This window comes from Bacteroidota bacterium (assembly GCA_021300195.1).
Taxonomy (GTDB): domain Bacteria; phylum Bacteroidota; class Bacteroidia; order J057; family JAJTIE01; genus JAJTIE01.
In genome coordinates this window covers 1-18,778 of the sequence record JAJTIE010000017.1, presented here as the reverse complement: position 1 = coordinate 18,778, position 18,778 = coordinate 1, and the positions used below count along the sequence as shown (strand labels likewise).

Genomic DNA, 18,778 nt, shown 5'->3' with positions numbered 1-18,778 from the left:
ATTGTGGCAATTTTGAGCGTAAATCTAACGGCTTAGCGCAAGGCATGGATAAAATGGTCATCATGTGCGTGGACGACGAGGTTACCGTCCTCAACAGCCTGCGCGAGGAGTTAAAACTCGGGCTTGGAGACCGGTTTGCCCTGGAGATTTCCGATAACGCCGAGGATGCGCTCGTCTACCTGCAAGAGTCTATGCAGGATAATACCCACGAGATCGCCATTGTTATATCCGACCACCTGATGCCGGGTATGAAAGGAGATGAATTCCTGATCAAGGTCAACAAAATAAACCCCCGCATCCGCAAGATCCTGCTTACGGGCCAGGCCAGTGCCGATGCCGTGGGCAATGCCGTGAACCATGCCAACCTGTACCGCTACATGGCTAAGCCGTGGGACAGCAAGGACCTGCAAATGACCATAGAAGAGGCGGCAAAAAGCTATGTGCTGGATAAGGAGCTGGATGCACGGGTAAACATGCTGGCCGACCTAAACCTCTGTGGCCAGATCCTGGCAGAGGAGGTAAACATCAATAGCTCGCTCGAGCGCATCATCCTGCTGGCCACCAGCAAGACGGCGAGCAAAAAGGGTGTCATCCTGCTCTTTGACCACAACATGCTGCGCTATGCCGTGCAGGCCTACTACCCGGAGGGAGAGCTGGACCTGAAGTACCTGGATCAAAGCGAGCTGGTGGAGAACCTGCCAGCCCCAGTCCTTACCTATGCCAACGATACACAGGAGCCCCTGATCCTCCCCAATGCCTACCGAGACGACACCTGGAGGCTGGATAGCTATGTGCACACACACCGCACACGCGGGGTGTATGTGCACCGCATTGAAAATAGTGGGGGTAATGTAATGGCTGTGCTGTACCTAGAGAGCGACCGAAAGGACCACTTCGATGCCCTAAAGCAGGAGTTTCTCGATCTTTTCTCGCGCCATGCTGCTGCTACCCTGGCCAATAGTAACCTGTACCAGAAGCTGGAGGCCAAGGTGGCAGAGCGCACCAGCGAACTGGAGGACAAAAACCGCAGCATTACCGACAGCATAGAGTATGCCAGGCGTATTCAGTACAGCATCTTGCCCGCCGAGGACGTTATTGGCCAGCATCTGCCCCAGCACGAGATCCTGTACGAAGCCAAAGACATCGTGTGCGGCGACTTCTACTGGGTAAACAAGAAGAAGGGACGCATACTGGTAGCTGCAGTAGACTGTACGGGCCATGGCGTACCGGGTGCCTTTATGACCGTGATGGCCTACAACCTGCTGAACCAGATTGTGAATGAGCAGGAGATTGTGAATCCCAGGCTTATACTGGCCGAACTGGACCTAAGCGTACGCAAGGGCCTGAGGCAAGACGAGACGGGCGGCCATGACGGAATGGACATTGCGCTCGTCAGCATCGATGCAGAGACCGGACTTATGGACTTTGCCGGTGCCTACCGCCCCCTGTACCACCTGCGAAACGGCCAGCTGAACGAGCTGAAGGGCGACCGCCAGCCCATAGGAGGAAGCCTGATAGCGCACAGCTCCTTTACCAACCAGACACTAAAGTTGGAAAGGGGCGATCGGGTATTCCTGTTTTCCGACGGAATTACCGACCAGATAGGCGGACCCGAGCGCCGAAAATTTTCATCCAAGCGCTTTAGCGATGTACTTCTATCCAATAGCCACCTAAGCCTGAACGAGCAGTTCCAGGCCATGAAGAGCAGTTTTACAGCCTGGAAGAACGAAGCCCGGACTGAAAACAGCGACGACATCATGGTCTTCGCTTTCGAATGGTAGTGGCGTCAACGGCGGGTGCAAACCATACGACTTGCCTTTGCCAGGATTCGGCAATAAAACAGGCGGTTTCTGTTGTTTACCCACATTCATGGCCCACGCTTTCTGCCGGTGCTATAGTCAGCAGGGCTCTTTCTCCTTAATTACAGCGCGGGCTTGTAGCCGCTTTCCTTCAGCAGCTTTTGCCAGTCTTGCTGGGCTACCAGCTCGGCAAGTGGCCGGCCTGGATGCTGTGCCTGGTAGGCAGAAATAATCTGATACCCAATATATGCACCCAGATAGGGCGGCGCAGCCTGCCCACCCGGAATACCCCGCATCTGCACACTGGGCCGGGGGTACAGGTAGTCGGTAAACTTATACGCCTGTGTTTCGAACAGCAAGCCCAGGAAGTGCTTGTATAGCAGGGGTTCCTGTGCCTGTGCCCATTCCAGCTGCTTGGCATCCCAGTACAGCAGGTCCTGTAGCGGCAGCCCAGGCAGCAGCTGGTGTAGCAGGTATAGGTCTATGCCCTCGTGTAGCATGTGGGCCAGAAACGTTGGCGGCTGGCTGCTGCCTGCTGGCACCAGCCGGGGGGGATGTACGAGGTTGGAGATAATGCCCTCCAGGATACGCTTGGTGGCATATCTGGGCGCAAAGCGCTGGCGGAAGTAGGCACTCTGCAATAGTTCGGGGTGCAGAATGGGGAAGTCTGGCCCCGCAAAGTAGTCTAGCCCAATCATTACATACAGCGTGCTATCCAGCACAGCCGTCATCAGTTCATCCTTGGGGTAGGTGTAGCTAAGTGGGAGGCGCGGGTCGTAGCCCATTACAATGGTGCCCAGCTTGGCCCGTCCGGGTATTTCATTCGGGAAAAGCGTCCGTAGCTTGTTTAGTGCTGGCTGCAGCTGCTGCTCCAGCCGCAGTTTTGGGCTTAGGTGGGCCTGCAGGCTGTCTAGCAGCCTGGGGGTGTGGGGGTCTTGCACCCAGCTGCATAGCATGCGTCCCAGGTCGTGGTCGGCCTGGGCAGGGTGCCGGGTCACCAGGCTATCAATACGATAGCTGAGCTGGGCCAACTCATCCTCGGTCATGTCCTGCTGTGCGCCGCCCCATAGCCAGTGCGCCAGGATCCGCCGATGGGGGGCCACATGCTGCTGGTACCATAGCTGGCAGTCTATCCGCTTTGCCAGTGCCTGGTTCAGGCTATCCATCAGTTGCTCAAAGTGCACCCATTCGGTTTGCACCCGCAGGCCGCCCGCTCCTTCGGCTGTTGCGCCGGCAGGATTGTTGCTTTCGCAGCTGCCCAGTATCCCTCCAAACACGGCTAGCAGCAAAAAAGTAGCCCGACGCCGGGTCCATTGCCGTATACCGTTCTTTGCTCCGCCCTTCATGTCTTGTTTTTCTAGTCCTTACCCAGGTCCGTGCGCGGGATTAGGGAATAATCTTGCTCTGCCCAACGTACAGATCGCCGCTGCTTTCCATCTGTTTCTGCCGTGCCCGTACGGCAGCCAGGCTCTTGCTGGTGTAGAATAGGATGGTATACCCCTGCCCCTGGCGGATCAGCGTACCGCCATACTCCTGCCAGAATGTGGCCTCTTCTCGGGCTTTGGCTTCGCTGTTGTATACCTGCTTGAGTACCAGCTGGTAGGCGGTGGCAGGGGCGGTGGCATTCAGATTACCTGTCTGGATAGGGGTATTACTCGGTTTTTCGTTGATTACAGGAGCCTTTTGGGGTCGGCCATGTGCTGGCTGCAATTTCCGGCTAGGTTTCGTGGTGTTTGTCTGGGCCTTAGGCTCCTCCGGCACGTTGGCTTGTGTTGCTGTTTCCGCCGCTTTGCTGGCCTCCACTGTGGCTGCTGGCTCCTCTGTCGTTGGGCTAGATGTTTCTGCGGGGTTCTCTACCGCTTCCGCCGGGCTGTCTGCTTCCGCTGTAGCTACGGGTTGTTTTTCCAGGCTTTTTTCCAGTTCGTGTCGGTTCAGGTAGACGAGTGCACCCAGGCCCACCAGTAGCACGGCCAGTGTTGCCAGTAGCAGCCGTATCCGCCTGTTGCCCCTGCGTCCGGCTCCAGTGGCTGTCTGTTTGGCAGCGGGTGTCTTTTGCTCCCGGGCTTTCGTGTCGGCCTTCGACTTTTGTTTTTTCTCGTTCTTCTTTTTGCTGCTCTGGGCCTTTTCTCGTTTTTCTTGCACTTTCTCTAGTTGCTCCTTGCCTACCTCGGAGATAGAAACAGGCCTAAGCCCAAAGGTTTGGAGGGTGGGGTCTTCGCTGGTCAATTCGAAGCTGAGCTGATTGCCAGCCTGTACAAACCTGCCGATGCCAGGCACATCAAACGCGCGGGTGTCGTCCAGCGAGTGGCGGATCTCCTGCACGATGCGCTGAACGGCCTGTTCGGCGGCTGTTTCGTCCAGCCTGGCACGGCGTACCAGCAGCTGGGCAAAGTAATCTTTGTACTTCTCTGTGCCTGGGGTGAACTCGAAGCGTTCGGTAGGTGGATAGATGATGTTTGAGTTCGCATCTATGCGCGCCCCTGCCAGGGTTTTGTTCAGGGTACCAATGCCGGGAAGCGAAAAGTGCGCCAGCTCGCGAAAGGCAAGCTGTAGATAGGCAGTGTGGTCGGCATTCATGGCGTTGGGGTTTCGGTCATCGCACAGGCTTAGCTCGTTTTTCAGAAACTTACCGTTCCTCCTAGTCTGAAGTCCAGCGGCCGTTCCCGATAGCCGATCCATCGTTCATAAGCGCTGCCCAGCAGATTGTTGAACTGACAAAATACGGAAAATTGCTGCGAAATCGCATAGTCAAACGCGGCATTTAGGTCTAGGTACGCATCGGCCTCTATCGGGTTGCCCTCCGGGCTTAGCCCCATTGTTCTGCTGCCATAGTGGTTTAGCAGCAGGGTGCCGCGTATCTTATTGGCCCACAGATAGCTGGTGCGTAGCTGGGCCTGCCATTCAGGCATTTGGAAATAGTAGGGAAGCCGGTCTAGTGTGTAGGACTGGTACTGCATCCGCAGCTGGGTTTCCCAGCTTTTGTACGTATAGCCCAGCTGGGCTTCCAGCCCGGCCGCCGTAAAGCTCTTTTCGCTCAGGTACAAGAAGTAGCCGGGTGCCAGCTCCTGGCCAAAGTATACGCCCGCCTGTGTAGTGCCGAAGTATACCGGCAGCCCCTTTAGGCTGCGCAGGGTGGCGGCCAGGTCGTAGTGCAGGCCCAGGCCATGGCCCTGAATGCCGGCTTTGACGTTGATGTCTTCGCTGTAGGGTCGCACCCACTGGTCTTCGCGCAGGTAGGGCATATCCGCCATCATCCGGCTCCGGTCCAGGGCCCGCATGCCACCCGCGATGACGAGATAGGGACTGATGGCGGGCAGAAGCTGATAGGATGCCTGCAGCTGTGGGTATACGCGGGTGCTGCTGCTGTCGGTCAGGCTGGCATATCCCAGCCCAAGGCCGGCCGCCAGGCGCAGGGGCCCCTGCCGGTAGCTGAGTATGGGGCTAAGCTGCACCACAGCCTGGTAGCGGTTTGTATCCAGGTTGTTGAATTCCAGTGCTGCATACTGCAGGGTGCTTTCCAGCTTCAGCTGCCACTGGTCGGATATGCGGTAGTTCAGGTAGGGCTGGGTGCCAAGGTGCCACTCGCGTACGCCCCGGCGGTCGGTATAGTTTTTCAGCTGGAGGGGAGCCCGGTAGTCCAGGCGCGCATCCCGCTTGTTGTTCTCTATTCCGCCCTCCAGCTCGATCACAAAAAAGCGTTGCCGGATTTGGCGCTCCAGGGCCACCTGGTCTACGGAGTTTTCGTTGGCCTTCCAGCGGTCTACCAGCGTATCGGCAAAGTGGTTGCGCTGCTGGTAGGCGAAGTGTGCCCGGCCAAACAGGCTGTAACGCTCGCGCAGGATCCGCCCACTGGCTTGTACGTCCTGCTCGCTGAAGTTTGCGTAGTCTGTGTGTCCATTTGGGCTGCTAAAGTGTTCGGCCTGTAGTGCCCAGTGGGTTTTGGTGCTGCGTCCATTCGTTACATAGGCTCGAAAGACTGGGGTGATATAGGCTCCCAGGCCGACCATCAGGTAGTTATTCTTCAGCCGCTCCCACACGGGTTTGGGCACAGCCTCGTACCCCACCGGGAATGCCCCGGCCCGGGGCGCATAGGCAATAGAGTCTGGCTGGAACTGCAGGCCCTGCCCGTCAAAGCTGAGATCGGGCTGGGGTATGCTGAAGGTGGGCTTTGCGCTGGGGGGCAGGCTTTCTATGCGCTCGCGCACCAGGGTCAGGGTATCTCGCCCTGCCAGGGGGTTATACTGCGCCAGGCTGCACAGGGGCAGCCACAGCAGGGCAGCCAGGCCTAGCAGGTGGCCCAGGGCACGCGGCTTATTTTCTGGGCTTGGCCTCATCGAGTCGGGGGTCTTTGGGGGAAACTTCTTCTACCGGATCGGCACGCTCTTCTTTCAGCAGTTTGGCTTTTTCTGCCGCTGCTTTTTCTTGCAGGCGTGCGGCATTTTCGGCCTGCAGGGCTTCCAGGGCCTTGGTCCGCGTCTCCAGCAGCTGGCTGGCCTGCGTTTTCAGGCCGGGGTCTTGGGCGTGCAGGGCAATGGAGCGCAGGGTCTCCAGTGCCTGCTGGTGCTGCTCCAGCTGCCAGAAGGCATTGGCTAGCAGCAGGTAGGCCTTGGCCTGCCAGTAGTCCTGGTTTCGCAGCAGGGCCTTCTGGGCATACAGGCTGTCTCTTAGCCTGGTATAGGCTCCCTGGCGGTAGTGTAGCTCCAGGGTGTAGTACAGGGCCTCGGCCCTCAGGGCTCCGGCTTCTAGCCGGCTTACGTCCTCATATAGCTTTAGGGCCTGGGCACTGTCTCCCAGCTGGTCTTCCAGTTTTGCCAGTATCAGGCCTGTTTTAGCCCGGGTGTAGGCGGGTAGCACGCGCATGCCATAGATGTTATTTAGCACGGCCCGGGCCTCCTTTGGCTGGCCTAGCCGTACCTGGGCTTCGGCCCAGCCGATTAGGGCCTGGGCACTGTCTATTTTATTGGCTGCCTGGCGGGCTGCCAGGCTGTACAGTTCGGCACTTCGGCCAGCGTCTGTGGCCAGGTACAGGTAGGCAGCTTGCAGCTGGGCGCGTGTTAGCAGCTCGGGCGGCACCCTGCTTTGGGCAAATAGTGCTTCATAGTCTGCCAGGGCCAGGCTGGTAGAGTCCAGCTGCTGGTAGCCCTCGCCCCGTAGTAGCAGGGCTTCATTCAGGTGCTGGCTGTTTGGGTACTGGCGGATAAAGCGGCTGAGGCGTGCCACGCCAGCTTGATACTGCTGGTCGATGAGTAGCAGGTCTCGGGCTGCTGCAAAGCTGGCATCGTCCAGGAAGGTCTGCCCCCCGGGGTATTGTTTTTCGTAGGCAGTCAGTAGGCTGTCTATCTGGCTGGGGCCTAGCAGGTGCTTCAGTTCGGCAAATGCCGTTCGTACGGGTTCTTCCTCGTTGCCATACTGGGCTAGTACGGTTCGGTAGTGATCAATCGCTTCCGGCTCCTGCCCCAGGTTCAGGTTTGCCTGTGCAATGAGCACATGGGCCCGTGCTGCAAAGCCGCTACCCGGGTAGGAGCTGAGTATGCGGTTGGCATAAGCCCTGGCTTGGCTGGCGTTGTGCTCCCAGCTTAGGTACTCCTCGCTCAGCGCATACAGTGCCTCGGGGTTCAGGGGGCTATTGGGGTGCTTTTTCAGGAATAGCTCCAGTTTTGCAATGGCCCGTTTGTGCTGCTCCATGCGGCTTTGGCACAGGGCGTACTGGTACAGGGCATAGTCGGCCAGGTAGCCCGTGCTATCTGCCAGCTGGGCATACAGGAAGTTGGCGTCCTTGTATTGTTTCTGCAGGAAGAGGGCGTCTGCGCGGCGCACCACGGCCTCTCGGTACAGCTGTGGCTGCAGCTGGGCCAGGCGGTGTACCTGCTGCAGACCCTGGAAGGTGCGGGCCGCCTCGGCATAGGCCTGGCGGCGCAGCTGGCACCAGCCCAGGCCCAGCAGGGCCTGGGGATAATAGGCCATGCCACTGGCACCCGTGCTGTGCACAAACTGCTGGTAGCTGCGCTGTGCTGGTTCATACTGCTTCTGGTAGAACAGTGCTTCGCCCAGCCAGAAGCGGGCACGCTGGGTGAAGTCGGCATCTGCCGAGGCCTGTACGGCTTTTTCCAGGAATGCTGTGGCCTCCCGGGCACTCCCCTTTTCCAGCAGCGAGAGGCCGTGGTAGTAGCACACGCGCTGGTAGGTTTTGCGGGTTCGGATATTCTGGATCGGGCTTTTCTCAAAATAGGGTACCGCCTCGGCAAAGGAGCCTCCGTAGTATAGCACCTCACCCAGCAGCTGGTTTGCCTCTTCGGTGTGTGGGGCGGTGGGATAGCTGGCCAGGTAGCTGCGCAGGGCCTGCTCTGCCGCAGTGTAGTACTGGGTGGCCAGCGATAGCTTGCCGTATTCAAATAGGGCATCGGCGGTAAAGGGCGTCGTCAGCCGGGCGGCGTAGGCAGTCTGAAAAGCCAGGCGAGCCTCCTCCCGTCGCTCCAGCTGCAGGTAGCAGAAACCCAGGTAGTAGCTGGCTGCGCTGGCCAGGCTGTCCTGTCCGGCTAGCAGGGGCTCCAGCACCCGGGTGGCGGCAGTGTACTGCTGGGCGGCATAGTGGCAGTGGCCCAGCCGGAAAAGGCTGGCACGATCCTGCGGCGACGGTGCAGCCTCGGCATAGTGGCTCAGGTAGGGCAGAGCCTTCTGTAGGTGGCCATTTTCATAAATAGCGGTGCCCAGTTCCCGGTACAGTAGGGGCTTCTGCTCCCACTCTAGCCTGCGTGCCTGTAGTTTATCGGCATAGTCTTCGGCCAGCGGGTACTGGCCCAGGGCCACCAGGCTGCCGGCTATGTATAGGGGTACCTTGGCCTGGTAGCTGGGTGCCTGCTCGATGGCCTGCAAGAGCCGGAAGGCTTCGGCATACTGCTGCTGCCGGTAGTATACGATAGCCAGGTAGTAGTTTGCCTGGTCGTGCCAGGGCCCCAGCTGCTGCGTAAGGGGGTATAGCGCCTGTGCGGCCTGGTCCAGCTTGCTTGCATCCAGGTAGCTGAAGCCCTGCATGAAGCTGGCTTCGGCCTGCTGGGCTTCGTCCAGCTGCTGCCAGTTCATCTGCTCCAGCTCCGGGTAAACCTGGCTGTAGTAGCGCTTTATAAAGAGAAGCTTGGCCTTGTAGAAGTGGGCCAGCGTGCTTTTGGCATGCAGGGGATAATCCTGTAGAAAGCGGGTGAAGAGCAGCTCCGTATTGCTGCGCAGGAGATAGAAACTGCATAGTGCCTCGTAGAAGCGTGCGTCGGACAGCAACAGGCTGGCTGCCGGCTGCTGCAGCTGGGGTGCCTGGTCATCTTGGCCTGTTTCGCCCAGATAAGTGCGAAACTTCTCGTAGGCCGCCGCATAGCTTTCCTTCTGAAACAGCGAAAGCGCATCAAAATAGGTGGCCTGGGCCTCATAAAATGCGGGCAACTGCTGTGCCCGCAGGGCGGTAGGCAGCTGCGAGGCAAGAACGATGACGGAGCAGGCTAGCCCAATGCGTAGGTACGAGAGGCTGGTGGCTGTGCGCACAGGTGCAAAGGTACGGCCCCCGGCTGTGTAGTTGTCTGCCTGCTAGGTATATTGTATATATATTCTATCTACAGCGGGCATCCACCACTCTGCAGCTAGTGTGGATAGCTACACACGTGTACTGGCGAAATGTGAATTTTTGGGTAAGTTGCAGCCGTGAATATTTTAATTCACCCGAATGCGCTATACTTGTTATGATCTTTGCTAGGGTGTGCTTGTTCACACACTTTAATTGCATCAATTTCACGGTTTAAATTCTAAAGTAAAAATGATTATGAGACGGAAGTATCTACTTCTCTTGCTTCTTTCGCTTGGGGCCACGGCCAGGGCGCAAGATGCGCGCCCGCTCAGCAATATTGGGAAGGCGGGCCCACAACCAGTTCGAAACTGGCAAGCCGACTACCTGCGTGCGGAGATGAGCAGAGAGCTGGGGCCGCCGGTAGCACCGGTGCTAAACAAGGCAACAGGGCTGGATAAAACCCAGGCTGGTGCGTTTCGGTTAATCGGCTCCGCTTCCAATGCCTATACCATTATACAGAATCGCCAGAGCCAGGTTGTTGCCAGCAATAGCCCCGCTGTAGTGGCGTTCATTCACCGCCAGAACGTAGACCAGATCAGTCCGGAGCCTGCGCCTGGCACTACCTCCAACGGGATCTCGCGCATCGCCTATTCTACCAACGGGGGTACCAGCTGGATACAAAATGCCGGCCCGCTGAACCCTGTGCCCTACCCCAATACGGCCCGGGCGCGCTATCCGCAGGTTGTCCGTTTCGACCCCGAGAATACGGGCACGGTAGATGGTAGCCACTTTGCGTGGATCTCTCCGGCTACGGATGGCACTAACTGGGGCAACTACCTGTGGGGCAACGCAACTGGCCTTCAGTCTACTCTTACCAATGGCTCCACCAATGCTACCCCATTTGGTTCGGGCGCAAAACGCTCTACCGCAAAGTTTGGCTTCCTAAGTAACAACAACAACAGCAATAATGTGCTACTACCTGGTGGGCTGACGGTAAGCAAGACCATGGGCGGTGTAGACCAGCACGTTTGGTTTGCGGATCTGGCCTTCCGCCCTTCGGGCAACAACAGTGGTACTACGCTGGACAGCGTGCTCCTGTTCAGGGGTACGTATAATACCTCGAACGATTCGGTGGCGTATGCCTACTATCGTTCTTTCAAGCCACCGTATGTGCGCTTAAGAAGTAACAATAACATACGTATCAGCTTTCTGGAGGGTCCCAACATGGCCTTCTCGCCCGATGGCCGTGTAGGCTGGCTGGCCCTGGTGGCCCTGGTGCGCAGCGATAGCCGCCCAAATGATGTAGCGCCCAAGCCAATCCTCTACAAAACTGAAGACGGTGGTACCAACTGGACCGGGCCCTATATTGTGCACCTCAGCGAATACAGCTCCATTACCGACTCCCTGGCCGGGAATTTCACGGTTACGGGTTCGAAGGGGCAGGATTCTACGGTAACCTCCACTCGTATTCCACTTCCCCTGTCATTTGACATCGTGGTAGACGAAGCCGGAAATCCACACATGCTCACCGAGATTCGCCTGGCTGCAGACAGTACGTCCATTAATGGTGTAAAGGCAAATGCCGCCACAGATGCTGCGTTCGGAGATTTTCGCTTCTATCCTTCGGTAGCACCAGGCCTGTGGGATATCACCACCTATGATGGTGGGTGCAGCTGGACTCCCCAGTTTGTGAGTGCACTGTTTAAGCAGTCTGGGGTTGTAAAGAACTCCAATAATCAGCTCGCATTCGGCCCTTACCCGCAGATAAGCCGTACGGAAGCTGGAGACAAAGTGTTCTACAGCTGGGTGGATGACACAACCCGCAACCGGGCTGCAACCGCCATGCAGCCTAACCTGTATGGCCGCGCACGAGACGTATCGGACGAATCCACTACCGATGTAAAGAGCGAGACAACTGGCTCAGGAATCACGTTCCGGAACGAAATCTACTTCCCCACCTGTGCACCCACCGTGCTGGGTACCAGCGGCACCTATGAGCAGCCCACCGTCTTTATGGCCCCCGATGGCAATGCGGACCAGCCGGTAAAATTCTACTACATAGACGACCGCAACTACACCGACGCCGAATTTGAATCCACTACCCGCGACCTGGAGATTGTCAGCATTGTTGCCCCCGGCGAAAACATTTGCGGTGTGGGCACTCAGCCCGTTACCATCCGGGTGAGGAACAGTGGTACCAGCACGCTGGATTCCATTTCAGTAGCCTATATCGTGAACAATGACCTGGCCACCTACCGCATCCGGCGCCTGAAGCTTGCTAGTGCGCTGGCCGTAGGCGCCACACTGGATGTTGTTTTTGACAATACACCTGCAAACCAGACCGGGCTGCGGAACTGGCAGGGTGCTGTGCCCGCTAATGGACTTGCCAACTTTGCTACCACCGGCGCCTACGAGATGCGCGCCATAGTGTCTTGCGACAACGATGGAAAGCTGCAGAACAACACCCTCTGCAGCAGGCGCGTCGTTGTGAACGGAGGCAATAACAATGTCTTTGCCTCAAACCTGATACAGGCCTGCGAGCGAGTAACCATAGAGACGGGGCTCGAGAATGTAGGTGGCAATACCTATACCTTCAGCTGGAGTGTGCAGTTAGGCAAAACAGGTCCTTATCTGCCACTGGGAGATCCAGGCCTGGTGGGATTCAGTACCACCAATGGTCCCGCCAATCAGGGGCGTACGCTGGTGTACAGCCCCGCTGTGAGCCCAACTGCATACAACCACAACGTCCGTGTGGTAGTAACCTCTACCGTTGCTGGCTGCAACTCGGTGACGGACGACACAGAGATACTGATTCAGCCCGTGCCCACCACCAGCCTGAGCGTAACAGCCGTAGGCGGTGGTGCTGCCATCGCCCCGGTGAATGGCAAATACCAGGTGTGTGGTGCAGCTGGTATGAACGTGAGTATTGTGCCCGCCGGAAACCCGGATGGATATGCCGTACAGTGGTTTCGCGGCCCGGTAGGCAATCGGGTCTCCTTTGTTGCCAGCACTACCACCCCCAGCCCGATATTGGTAACACAGAGCGACGAATACACCGCACGGGTAACAAACAACAATACGGGTTGCTTTACAGAGCAGACGCTCCAGCTGCGTGTGTGGAATATCACATCCGCAGATCTGCAGGCCAATCTGAATGCCCAGCCCTCCACGGCTTGCCTCTACAATCGGAACGGCTCTACCTTCGTCCTGAATGGCGCTACCGCCGCAACGGGCAATTTTGATGACGCCGTGTACAGATGGGAGGTAACGGCTAAGCCGAGTGCGTATGGCACTGCGGGTTTTGGCGGAAATGCGGTCAACTTTGTGCGCGAGAATAAAAACCCGGCCATCGGTCCCCTGTTTCCCAATACTCAGGAGGGTACTTACCTGCAAACACATACCACCGAGCTTGTGCTACAGGCACGGCCCGAAGACGAGGCGACACTAAACTGTATACCGGATAATGCCCCGGCACAGGCTACAAAGACCGTAACGCTGTGGGATAGCACCCGCGTAAGCTTCACGAGCAACATCCCGCAGACGCTGTCCATGTCTTCTGCCTGCCGTGTACGGGTTACGAATACCTCCACCGCCGGCATTACCCCCATCACCCATAAGTACTGGCTACCTGAGCCAAATAACACTCGGCTGCAAATTGCCGATGGTACTTTGGGTTCTGTAAGCCAGCAGGGCACGGATATTCTGGACTTCTACTGGGAAAATACCGGTACACGCGCCATCTCGCTGGTTACCTGCTCGGCCCCGCCCAGCAGCACCCAGCCGGGTGTAGAGGGCTGCTGCGACACCCTGCGCGTGGTATTTACCACCGCTGCCAATGGTACTCAGCCTACCACCTGCCTGCCCGTAAGCCGCGCCAGCCAGCTGAAGGACTTTAGCAGCCTGGTACGCGTGTATCCCAACCCCACCAGTGGCAGCCTGAGCATAGACACTTACTTTGATGAGCCTACCACGGTTGGCCTGGAAGTAATGGACCTGCAGGGCCGCACGGTAGCACGCACGCAGAGCTATGCTGTAGGCGAATACACCTACGATGTAAACCTGCAAAGCTACCCCGACGGCATCTACCTGGTACGTATACAGACGGACCAGGGAGTAGCCCTGAAGAAGATTGTTAAGCAGTAAGCTTGGTTTACTGCTGTAAAGCACCAAGAACAGATCGGCCACACAGGGGTGGCCGATCTTTTTTTTGGTAGCTTTGTCGAAAGATTTCTGCCCCGACTACACAGGGAATCTCGAATGCATTTAATTTTGTTTTATGGAGGAAACACAACCATTGGCCCCCCCGTCCGGGGATCCGAAGAGGCCCAAAAAGAATCGCAGCTTCCCGTACGTTCTGGCTACCCTGCTGGTTATCCTTGGTGCCCTGCTTATCTACACCTTTACCCAAAAGGAGACCATACAGGCTGATAACAACAAGTTGGAAAAGCAGAACGATGACCTGAAGGCAGAACTGGAGCAGCTGGACCTGAAGGTGGAAGAGCTGGACCGCGCACTAGGCCAGGCCCAGCTGGACAACGAGGAGAAGCGGGAGATGGTGAAGAAGCTGAATGAGGAGATTGTGTACCTAAAGGTGCGCCTGCAAAAGGCGATAGATGAGGGTACGCTGGATAAGCGCCTGAAGGAGGAGTATGAGGGCAAGTATCGCCAGCTGGCTTATTACAACGAAAAGTATCGCGAGAAGATAAAGGAGCTGGAGGATGTGCTGCGGCAGAAGGAAGGCCGCATTACAGAGCTGACAGCAGGCATGGATAGCCTGCAGACGCTGACCTATACCCTGGAGGGCCAGAACATTGTACAGCGCGAGAAGCTAAAAGTAGCCAGCATGCTGAAGGCAGGCGGGGTACAGACCTACAGCATCAATAGCCGTGGTAAGGAGGAGCTGGGGCCCCAGCTGAAGCAGCGCCGGATGCGTGGCTTCAAGGGCTGCCTGACCCTGGTGAAAAACGATGTAGCCGAAGTGGGACTGAAAACCCTGTACATGCTGCTATATGGCCCAGACGGAAAGATATACCATACCCCCTCCATGGGCAGTGGCTATTTCTCCACCACCGATGGCGAGAAGGCCTATACAGCCAAGCAGAGCTTTCAATACAAGCGCGAGGAGACAGAAGTGTGCGTTACCTATAACCTGCCCGATGTACTGGAACTACAGAGGGGGAACAATACCGTGCTGTGGATGCTGCGCCGCGATGGAGAAGAGGACTACTACTATGTAGTGGAAAAGCAGGTGATACACGTTAAGTAACAGGCGCGCGGACAACAGGAACTACCTCTATTTGCCATTTATTATGTCGAAGATCAAGATTGGAGTTATAGGGGCCGGGCACCTGGGAAAGATCCACCTGCGTATACTCAAGGACCTGCCCGAGTATGAGCTACTGGGCTTCTACGACCAGAGCGCACAGCAGGCAGCAGCCGTAGCCGCCGAGCTAGGGCTGAAGGCTTGGAGTAGCCTGGAAGAGCTGGTGCAGGCCGCGGATGCCCTGGATGTGGTAACCCCCACACTCAGCCACTTTGATATTGGCAACTACGTCATCCGCCAGTCCAAGGATATCTTCATCGAGAAGCCCATAGCCAATACCGTGGAGGAAGCACGCAGGCTGGTAGCCCTGGCCAAGGAGGCCGGTGTGGTGGCTCAGGTAGGGCATGTGGAGCGCTTCAACCCCTGTATGCTGGCCATGAAGGACCAGCCCATGAACCCCATGTTTATTGAGGGGCATCGCCTGGCACAGTGGAATCCCCGGGGCACAGATGTATCGGTGGTGCTGGACCTGATGATACATGACATTGATATTGTACTACACCTGGTACAGAGCACAGTCAAGCGCATTAGTGCCAGTGGTGTAGCTGTTATTACCGATACGCCGGATATTGCCAACGCCCGTATCGAGTTTCACAATGGAGCGGTAGCAAACCTGACGGCCAGCCGGATTAGCGTAAAAAACATGCGAAAGATGCGTATGTTTCAGCAGCATGCCTATGTGAGTCTCGACTTCCTGGAGCGTAAAACCGAGATATACCAGATAGGTGACCAGCCGGCACAGTCTGGCATTCCCTTCGCCTTCGAGGTAAAGGGGGCTACTCGGTATCTGCAGGTAAGCCATCCCCCAGTGCCCGAGGCCAATGCCATTCAGGAGGAGTTAAAGCATTTTGCTGTTGCCATCCACACGCGCCAGCAGCCTCCGGTTAGCTTTCACGATGGCTACCGTGCGCTGGATGTAGCCCATCAGATTCTGGAAAAAATCAACCCTTTCCCGGCCTAATGCGGTATGGCCTATTCGTCTGGCTAGCCCTGTTGTGTGCCTGCGACGCCATAAATCCCGAGGAGCCAGCCCCCGCCTTTGCCCGGCTGGAGGCACCCCTGCTGGTGGAGGATGGCGATACATTCCAGAATGTGGTACCAGATGTGTGGCTCTTTCAGGGTAATGACTACTATGGCACCTTTGTGCCTCCCACCCGCTTGCCCTTTGTCCGCGTAGAGGAGGCAGGAAGAAACAAGCTTTTTGCCCAAGCCGGTGTGTGGAGAAACTTCGACAGCCAGTCTCATGCTGCCTATCCATTTATGCGGTTTGATACACTGAGGCAGCAGCTATCTCTGGGCCAGTCTGTGAGCTTTCAGCCTGTGTTTCGTTATTTCCCGGATACCCTGATTGAATATGCCTATGACGAAAACTTTGAGAGACAGGACCAGGCATTGCAACCCTTTAATCCCACGCGCCTGGATACTGCAAACCTAAGGCGCACCACCCTCGGTCCCTTTCGGGGAGCAGCCTGTGGCGTGGTGCACTTTGATGCTGATAGGACCTATTTCGACGTAGTAAGTACCGGTACCCTCGATCTACCCCGTGGCACCAGCCCTGTGTGGGCCGAGGTGAAATTTCGGGGCAATATCAGGTTCGCTTTTGCGTTGGTAGCCGAGGGTTTTGGCATCACCGACGGGGAGATGCCCCTACTGCTCATGACCGATGGCTATACGGATGACGGGCAGTGGAGAGCCGCCTATTTTGACTTGACCAACTATTTGTCTATCGGATTTCCCGGTGCCAGATTTCGGGCCCGTCTTTTTGCCATATCAGACGGATCCGATCGCAGTCTGTATCTGGATGACATTCGAATTTTGCACTTCCAATAAGATTTACCTGAATGCGACGTACTCGCCTTCGAATACCCTACCTGATTTCTGACTTTGTGCTGAGCGCATTCAGCTGGCTGCTGGTGTGGTATCTGCGCAGTAGTCTGTTTTCAAGCGGATATGCGAGTGAACTCAATGGCACGCTGATCCTGAAGTGCATAGCGGTAGGCCTTGGTTGGCTGGGTCTATATAAGGCCTTTGGACTGTACCGGGATACCTATCGCGATAGCCGGACCAAGGAGCTTGGCCTACTGCTAGAGTCCAACATCCTGGGGGTAGTGGTGCTAGCGTTCTTTCTCCTTTTCGATGATCCATTTCAGAATTACGCGGACTTGCAGCTTGCAATCTTATATTATTTTTTGGTGCAATCCGTCCTGATTGGTACTAGCCGATTTGCCATTACTACCAGCATCCACGGCCGCTTGCAGCGGGGAAGGATTCAACTTCCTACCCTGGTTGTGGGCACGGGGCCACGGATGCAGCAACTCATTGTTGAGATAGATCAATATGCCAAAGGGCCTAGCTATCGGCTTCTTGGCTGCGTGCAGCTGGATGTGGACCACGCGGTGCTACCCGGCTTGCCGTTGTTGGGTAGGCTAAGGGGGTTGCCTCAGATGATAGAGCAATACAAGGCCGAGGCAGTACTACTCGCGCTCGATGAGCCCGACCATAGGCAGTACTTGCAGGTAATGAAAGCACTACAGAATGCCCAGGTGCTTGTGGCGGCAGTGCCAGAGATGTATGATACTCTACTAGGTAAGGTTCATATTCGCAGCGATATGGTTTATTCGCTGGTGGAGATAGACTCCTCTTTCCAGAAACCGTTCGCTGCTTTTCAAAAGCGATTGATGGACATTTTTGCCAGTCTCTTTGCCTTGGTACTGCTTAGCCCCGTGTATTTTATCCTGGCCTGTGTGGTCAAGTTTGGCAGCCGTGGCCCTGTGTTTTACAGCCAGGAGCGAATCGGGCAGAATGGAAAACCTTTCCGCATCTATAAATTTCGCAGCATGATTACGAATGCTGAAGAAGCAGGTCCGGCACTGAGCCAAGACCAGGATCCCCGTATTACGCCTGTTGGCCGGTTTCTCCGCAAGACCCGGCTGGACGAGTTACCGCAATTTTGGAACGTGCTTATCGGGAATATGAGTCTGGTAGGGCCTAGGCCCGAGCGGCAGTTCTGGATAAACCAGATAACCGAGCAGGCGCCCGAATACTTGAATGTACTGAAAGTAAAGCCGGGCATTACCAGCCTGGGCCAAGTACGCTATGGATATGCCAGCAACGTGGATGAGATGATTGAACGCATGCGGTACGACCTCTTGTATCTGGAGAACATGTCCCTAAGCTGGGATATTCGCATCCTGCTGTATACCATAGAGATTGTGCTGAAGCGTAAGGGTAAGTGAGCATCTTGGATGACTTTGGCGCAAGGCAGCTGGGTTGGCAGCAGGAGCGCCTCTACCAGCTGGATGAACTGCTGCGACACGCGGACCCTCGGCTTGAGTTGCGGACTGCTTATCAGCTACCCTACTATTATCTGGGAGGGAGTAGATTGTTCTTCCTCAATTGCCCCGCCCACCCAGGCGGCCCCCCACTTGTTCAGCTTGGCTTTGCCAGTGGGTACTTGCTCGTGCCTATGCCAGGTATTCTGGTCGGGGAGGAACTAAAGCAGGTTCGGTATTTGGTATGGTATGAGCATTGCGGCCATGCGGATGAACTAGTGCTTGCATTGGTGCAGGAGAGCATTCTGATCTTGGAAGCCAGCAAGCTGCGATAGGTTGTGGGACTGGAAGCAAGGGGCCGGCCAAGCCCGACCGGCCTAGCGCCACCTAAATATATGAACGATCCTGGGGGTGCGGTACGTGGTTTCAGAGACTTTAATAGGCATAAATGCCTAACTATAAGCAAGTATTTTTTCTGATACCTAATCCTTTTCCTGGCGTCCAGTTCTCTGTTTGATTCGTTCAGCCCAAAATACCGCTACAGTACGTATGCAAATAGCAGCAGTGCCCACACGCTGTTAGGAGATTGATAAATCAAGCCTCTGTCTAAACTATTTGGCTTTTCGTCTAGGCAGACAAGGCATTTGTCTTAATGGCTAATTTTGCAGGCGATAGTTTGGAACTAATATTTTATATGTACAGCTAGTCTTCATGCATAACGATTTAAGTTTATTAAATTTAGAAAAAAGTTAAGTCATGAAGACACGAATAACCACCAAAGACCCCGCCGAGAAAGTAGCGCACAAGCGGCTGAGCGTACTACAGCTGGCCGAAG

The 18,778-nt window shown here is 56.2% G+C and carries 10 protein-coding genes; 6 read left to right on the top strand and 4 right to left on the bottom strand.

What is annotated here, in order from left to right; translation table 11 throughout:
- Positions 1 to 44: 44 nt before the first annotated feature.
- Positions 45 to 1,781 carry a SpoIIE family protein phosphatase gene (locus LW884_04125; GenBank protein MCE3007521.1) on the top strand — a complete coding sequence of 579 codons (1,737 nt, stop codon included), beginning with the start codon at positions 45 to 47 and terminating at the stop codon, positions 1,779 to 1,781.
- Positions 1,782 to 1,921: 140 nt separating this feature from the next.
- On the opposite strand, the gene LW884_04120 is transcribed toward LW884_04125, so the two are convergent.
- From LW884_04120 to LW884_04105, 4 genes are read right to left on the bottom strand one after another with little or no spacing between them, the layout of a single operon-like run.
- A complete protein-coding gene (locus tag LW884_04120) occupies positions 1,922 to 3,145 on the bottom strand; it encodes a hypothetical protein (GenBank protein MCE3007520.1) in 1,224 nt (407 codons plus the stop codon).
- A 40-nt stretch (positions 3,146 to 3,185) separates the two neighbouring features.
- Entirely contained in the window at positions 3,186 to 4,478 is a 1,293-nt protein-coding gene (locus LW884_04115; GenBank protein ID MCE3007519.1) for a hypothetical protein, read from the bottom strand.
- Positions 4,418 to 6,133 carry a TonB-dependent receptor gene (locus LW884_04110; GenBank protein ID MCE3007518.1) on the bottom strand — a complete coding sequence of 572 codons (1,716 nt, stop codon included), beginning with the start codon at positions 6,131 to 6,133 and terminating at the stop codon, positions 4,418 to 4,420. Before LW884_04110 ends, LW884_04115 begins: the two co-directional genes overlap by 61 nt.
- Positions 6,111 to 9,329 (bottom strand): tetratricopeptide repeat protein, encoded by a 3,219-nt coding sequence (locus LW884_04105; protein MCE3007517.1) that lies wholly within the window; start codon positions 9,327 to 9,329, stop codon positions 6,111 to 6,113. The genes LW884_04110 and LW884_04105 overlap by 23 nt, the downstream gene beginning before the upstream one ends.
- A gap of 274 nt (positions 9,330 to 9,603) precedes the next feature.
- On the opposite strand from LW884_04105, the gene LW884_04100 reads away from it, so the two are divergent.
- The 5 genes from LW884_04100 to LW884_04080 all read left to right on the top strand — a co-directional run bounded on the left by LW884_04100 (position 9,604) and on the right by LW884_04080 (position 17,907).
- Positions 9,604 to 13,491 (top strand): T9SS type A sorting domain-containing protein, encoded by a 3,888-nt coding sequence (locus tag LW884_04100; GenBank protein MCE3007516.1) that lies wholly within the window; start codon positions 9,604 to 9,606, stop codon positions 13,489 to 13,491.
- Between the two features lie 133 nt (positions 13,492 to 13,624).
- The gene (locus LW884_04095; protein MCE3007515.1) at positions 13,625 to 14,614 is read left to right on the top strand and encodes a hypothetical protein; all 990 of its coding nucleotides are present in this window, start codon (positions 13,625 to 13,627) and stop codon (positions 14,612 to 14,614) included.
- 43 nt (positions 14,615 to 14,657) lie between these two features.
- Positions 14,658 to 15,632 (top strand): Gfo/Idh/MocA family oxidoreductase, encoded by a 975-nt coding sequence (locus LW884_04090; GenBank protein MCE3007514.1) that lies wholly within the window; start codon positions 14,658 to 14,660, stop codon positions 15,630 to 15,632.
- Entirely contained in the window at positions 15,632 to 16,501 is an 870-nt protein-coding gene (locus tag LW884_04085) for a hypothetical protein (protein MCE3007513.1), read from the top strand. Before LW884_04090 ends, LW884_04085 begins: the two co-directional genes overlap by 1 nt.
- Positions 16,502 to 16,512: 11 nt before the next feature.
- The gene (locus LW884_04080) at positions 16,513 to 17,907 is read left to right on the top strand and encodes a sugar transferase (protein ID MCE3007512.1); all 1,395 of its coding nucleotides are present in this window, start codon (positions 16,513 to 16,515) and stop codon (positions 17,905 to 17,907) included.
- The last annotated feature ends 871 nt before the right edge of the window (positions 17,908 to 18,778 follow it).

Bases quoted from the DNA above. Each gene is read 5' to 3' on its own strand.
- LW884_04125 (MCE3007521.1), top strand. From the start codon at position 45: ATGGATAAAATGGTCATCATGTGCGTGGACGACGAGGTTACCGTCCTC.
- LW884_04120 (MCE3007520.1), bottom strand. From the start codon at position 3,145: ATGAAGGGCGGAGCAAAGAACGGTATACGGCAATGGACCCGGCGTCGG.
- LW884_04115 (MCE3007519.1), bottom strand. From the start codon at position 4,478: ATGGATCGGCTATCGGGAACGGCCGCTGGACTTCAGACTAGGAGGAAC.
- LW884_04110 (MCE3007518.1), bottom strand. From the start codon at position 6,133: ATGAGGCCAAGCCCAGAAAATAAGCCGCGTGCCCTGGGCCACCTGCTA.
- LW884_04100 (MCE3007516.1), top strand. From the start codon at position 9,604: ATGAGACGGAAGTATCTACTTCTCTTGCTTCTTTCGCTTGGGGCCACG.
- LW884_04095 (MCE3007515.1), top strand. From the start codon at position 13,625: ATGGAGGAAACACAACCATTGGCCCCCCCGTCCGGGGATCCGAAGAGG.
- LW884_04090 (MCE3007514.1), top strand. From the start codon at position 14,658: ATGTCGAAGATCAAGATTGGAGTTATAGGGGCCGGGCACCTGGGAAAG.
- LW884_04085 (MCE3007513.1), top strand. From the start codon at position 15,632: ATGCGGTATGGCCTATTCGTCTGGCTAGCCCTGTTGTGTGCCTGCGAC.
- LW884_04080 (MCE3007512.1), top strand. From the start codon at position 16,513: ATGCGACGTACTCGCCTTCGAATACCCTACCTGATTTCTGACTTTGTG.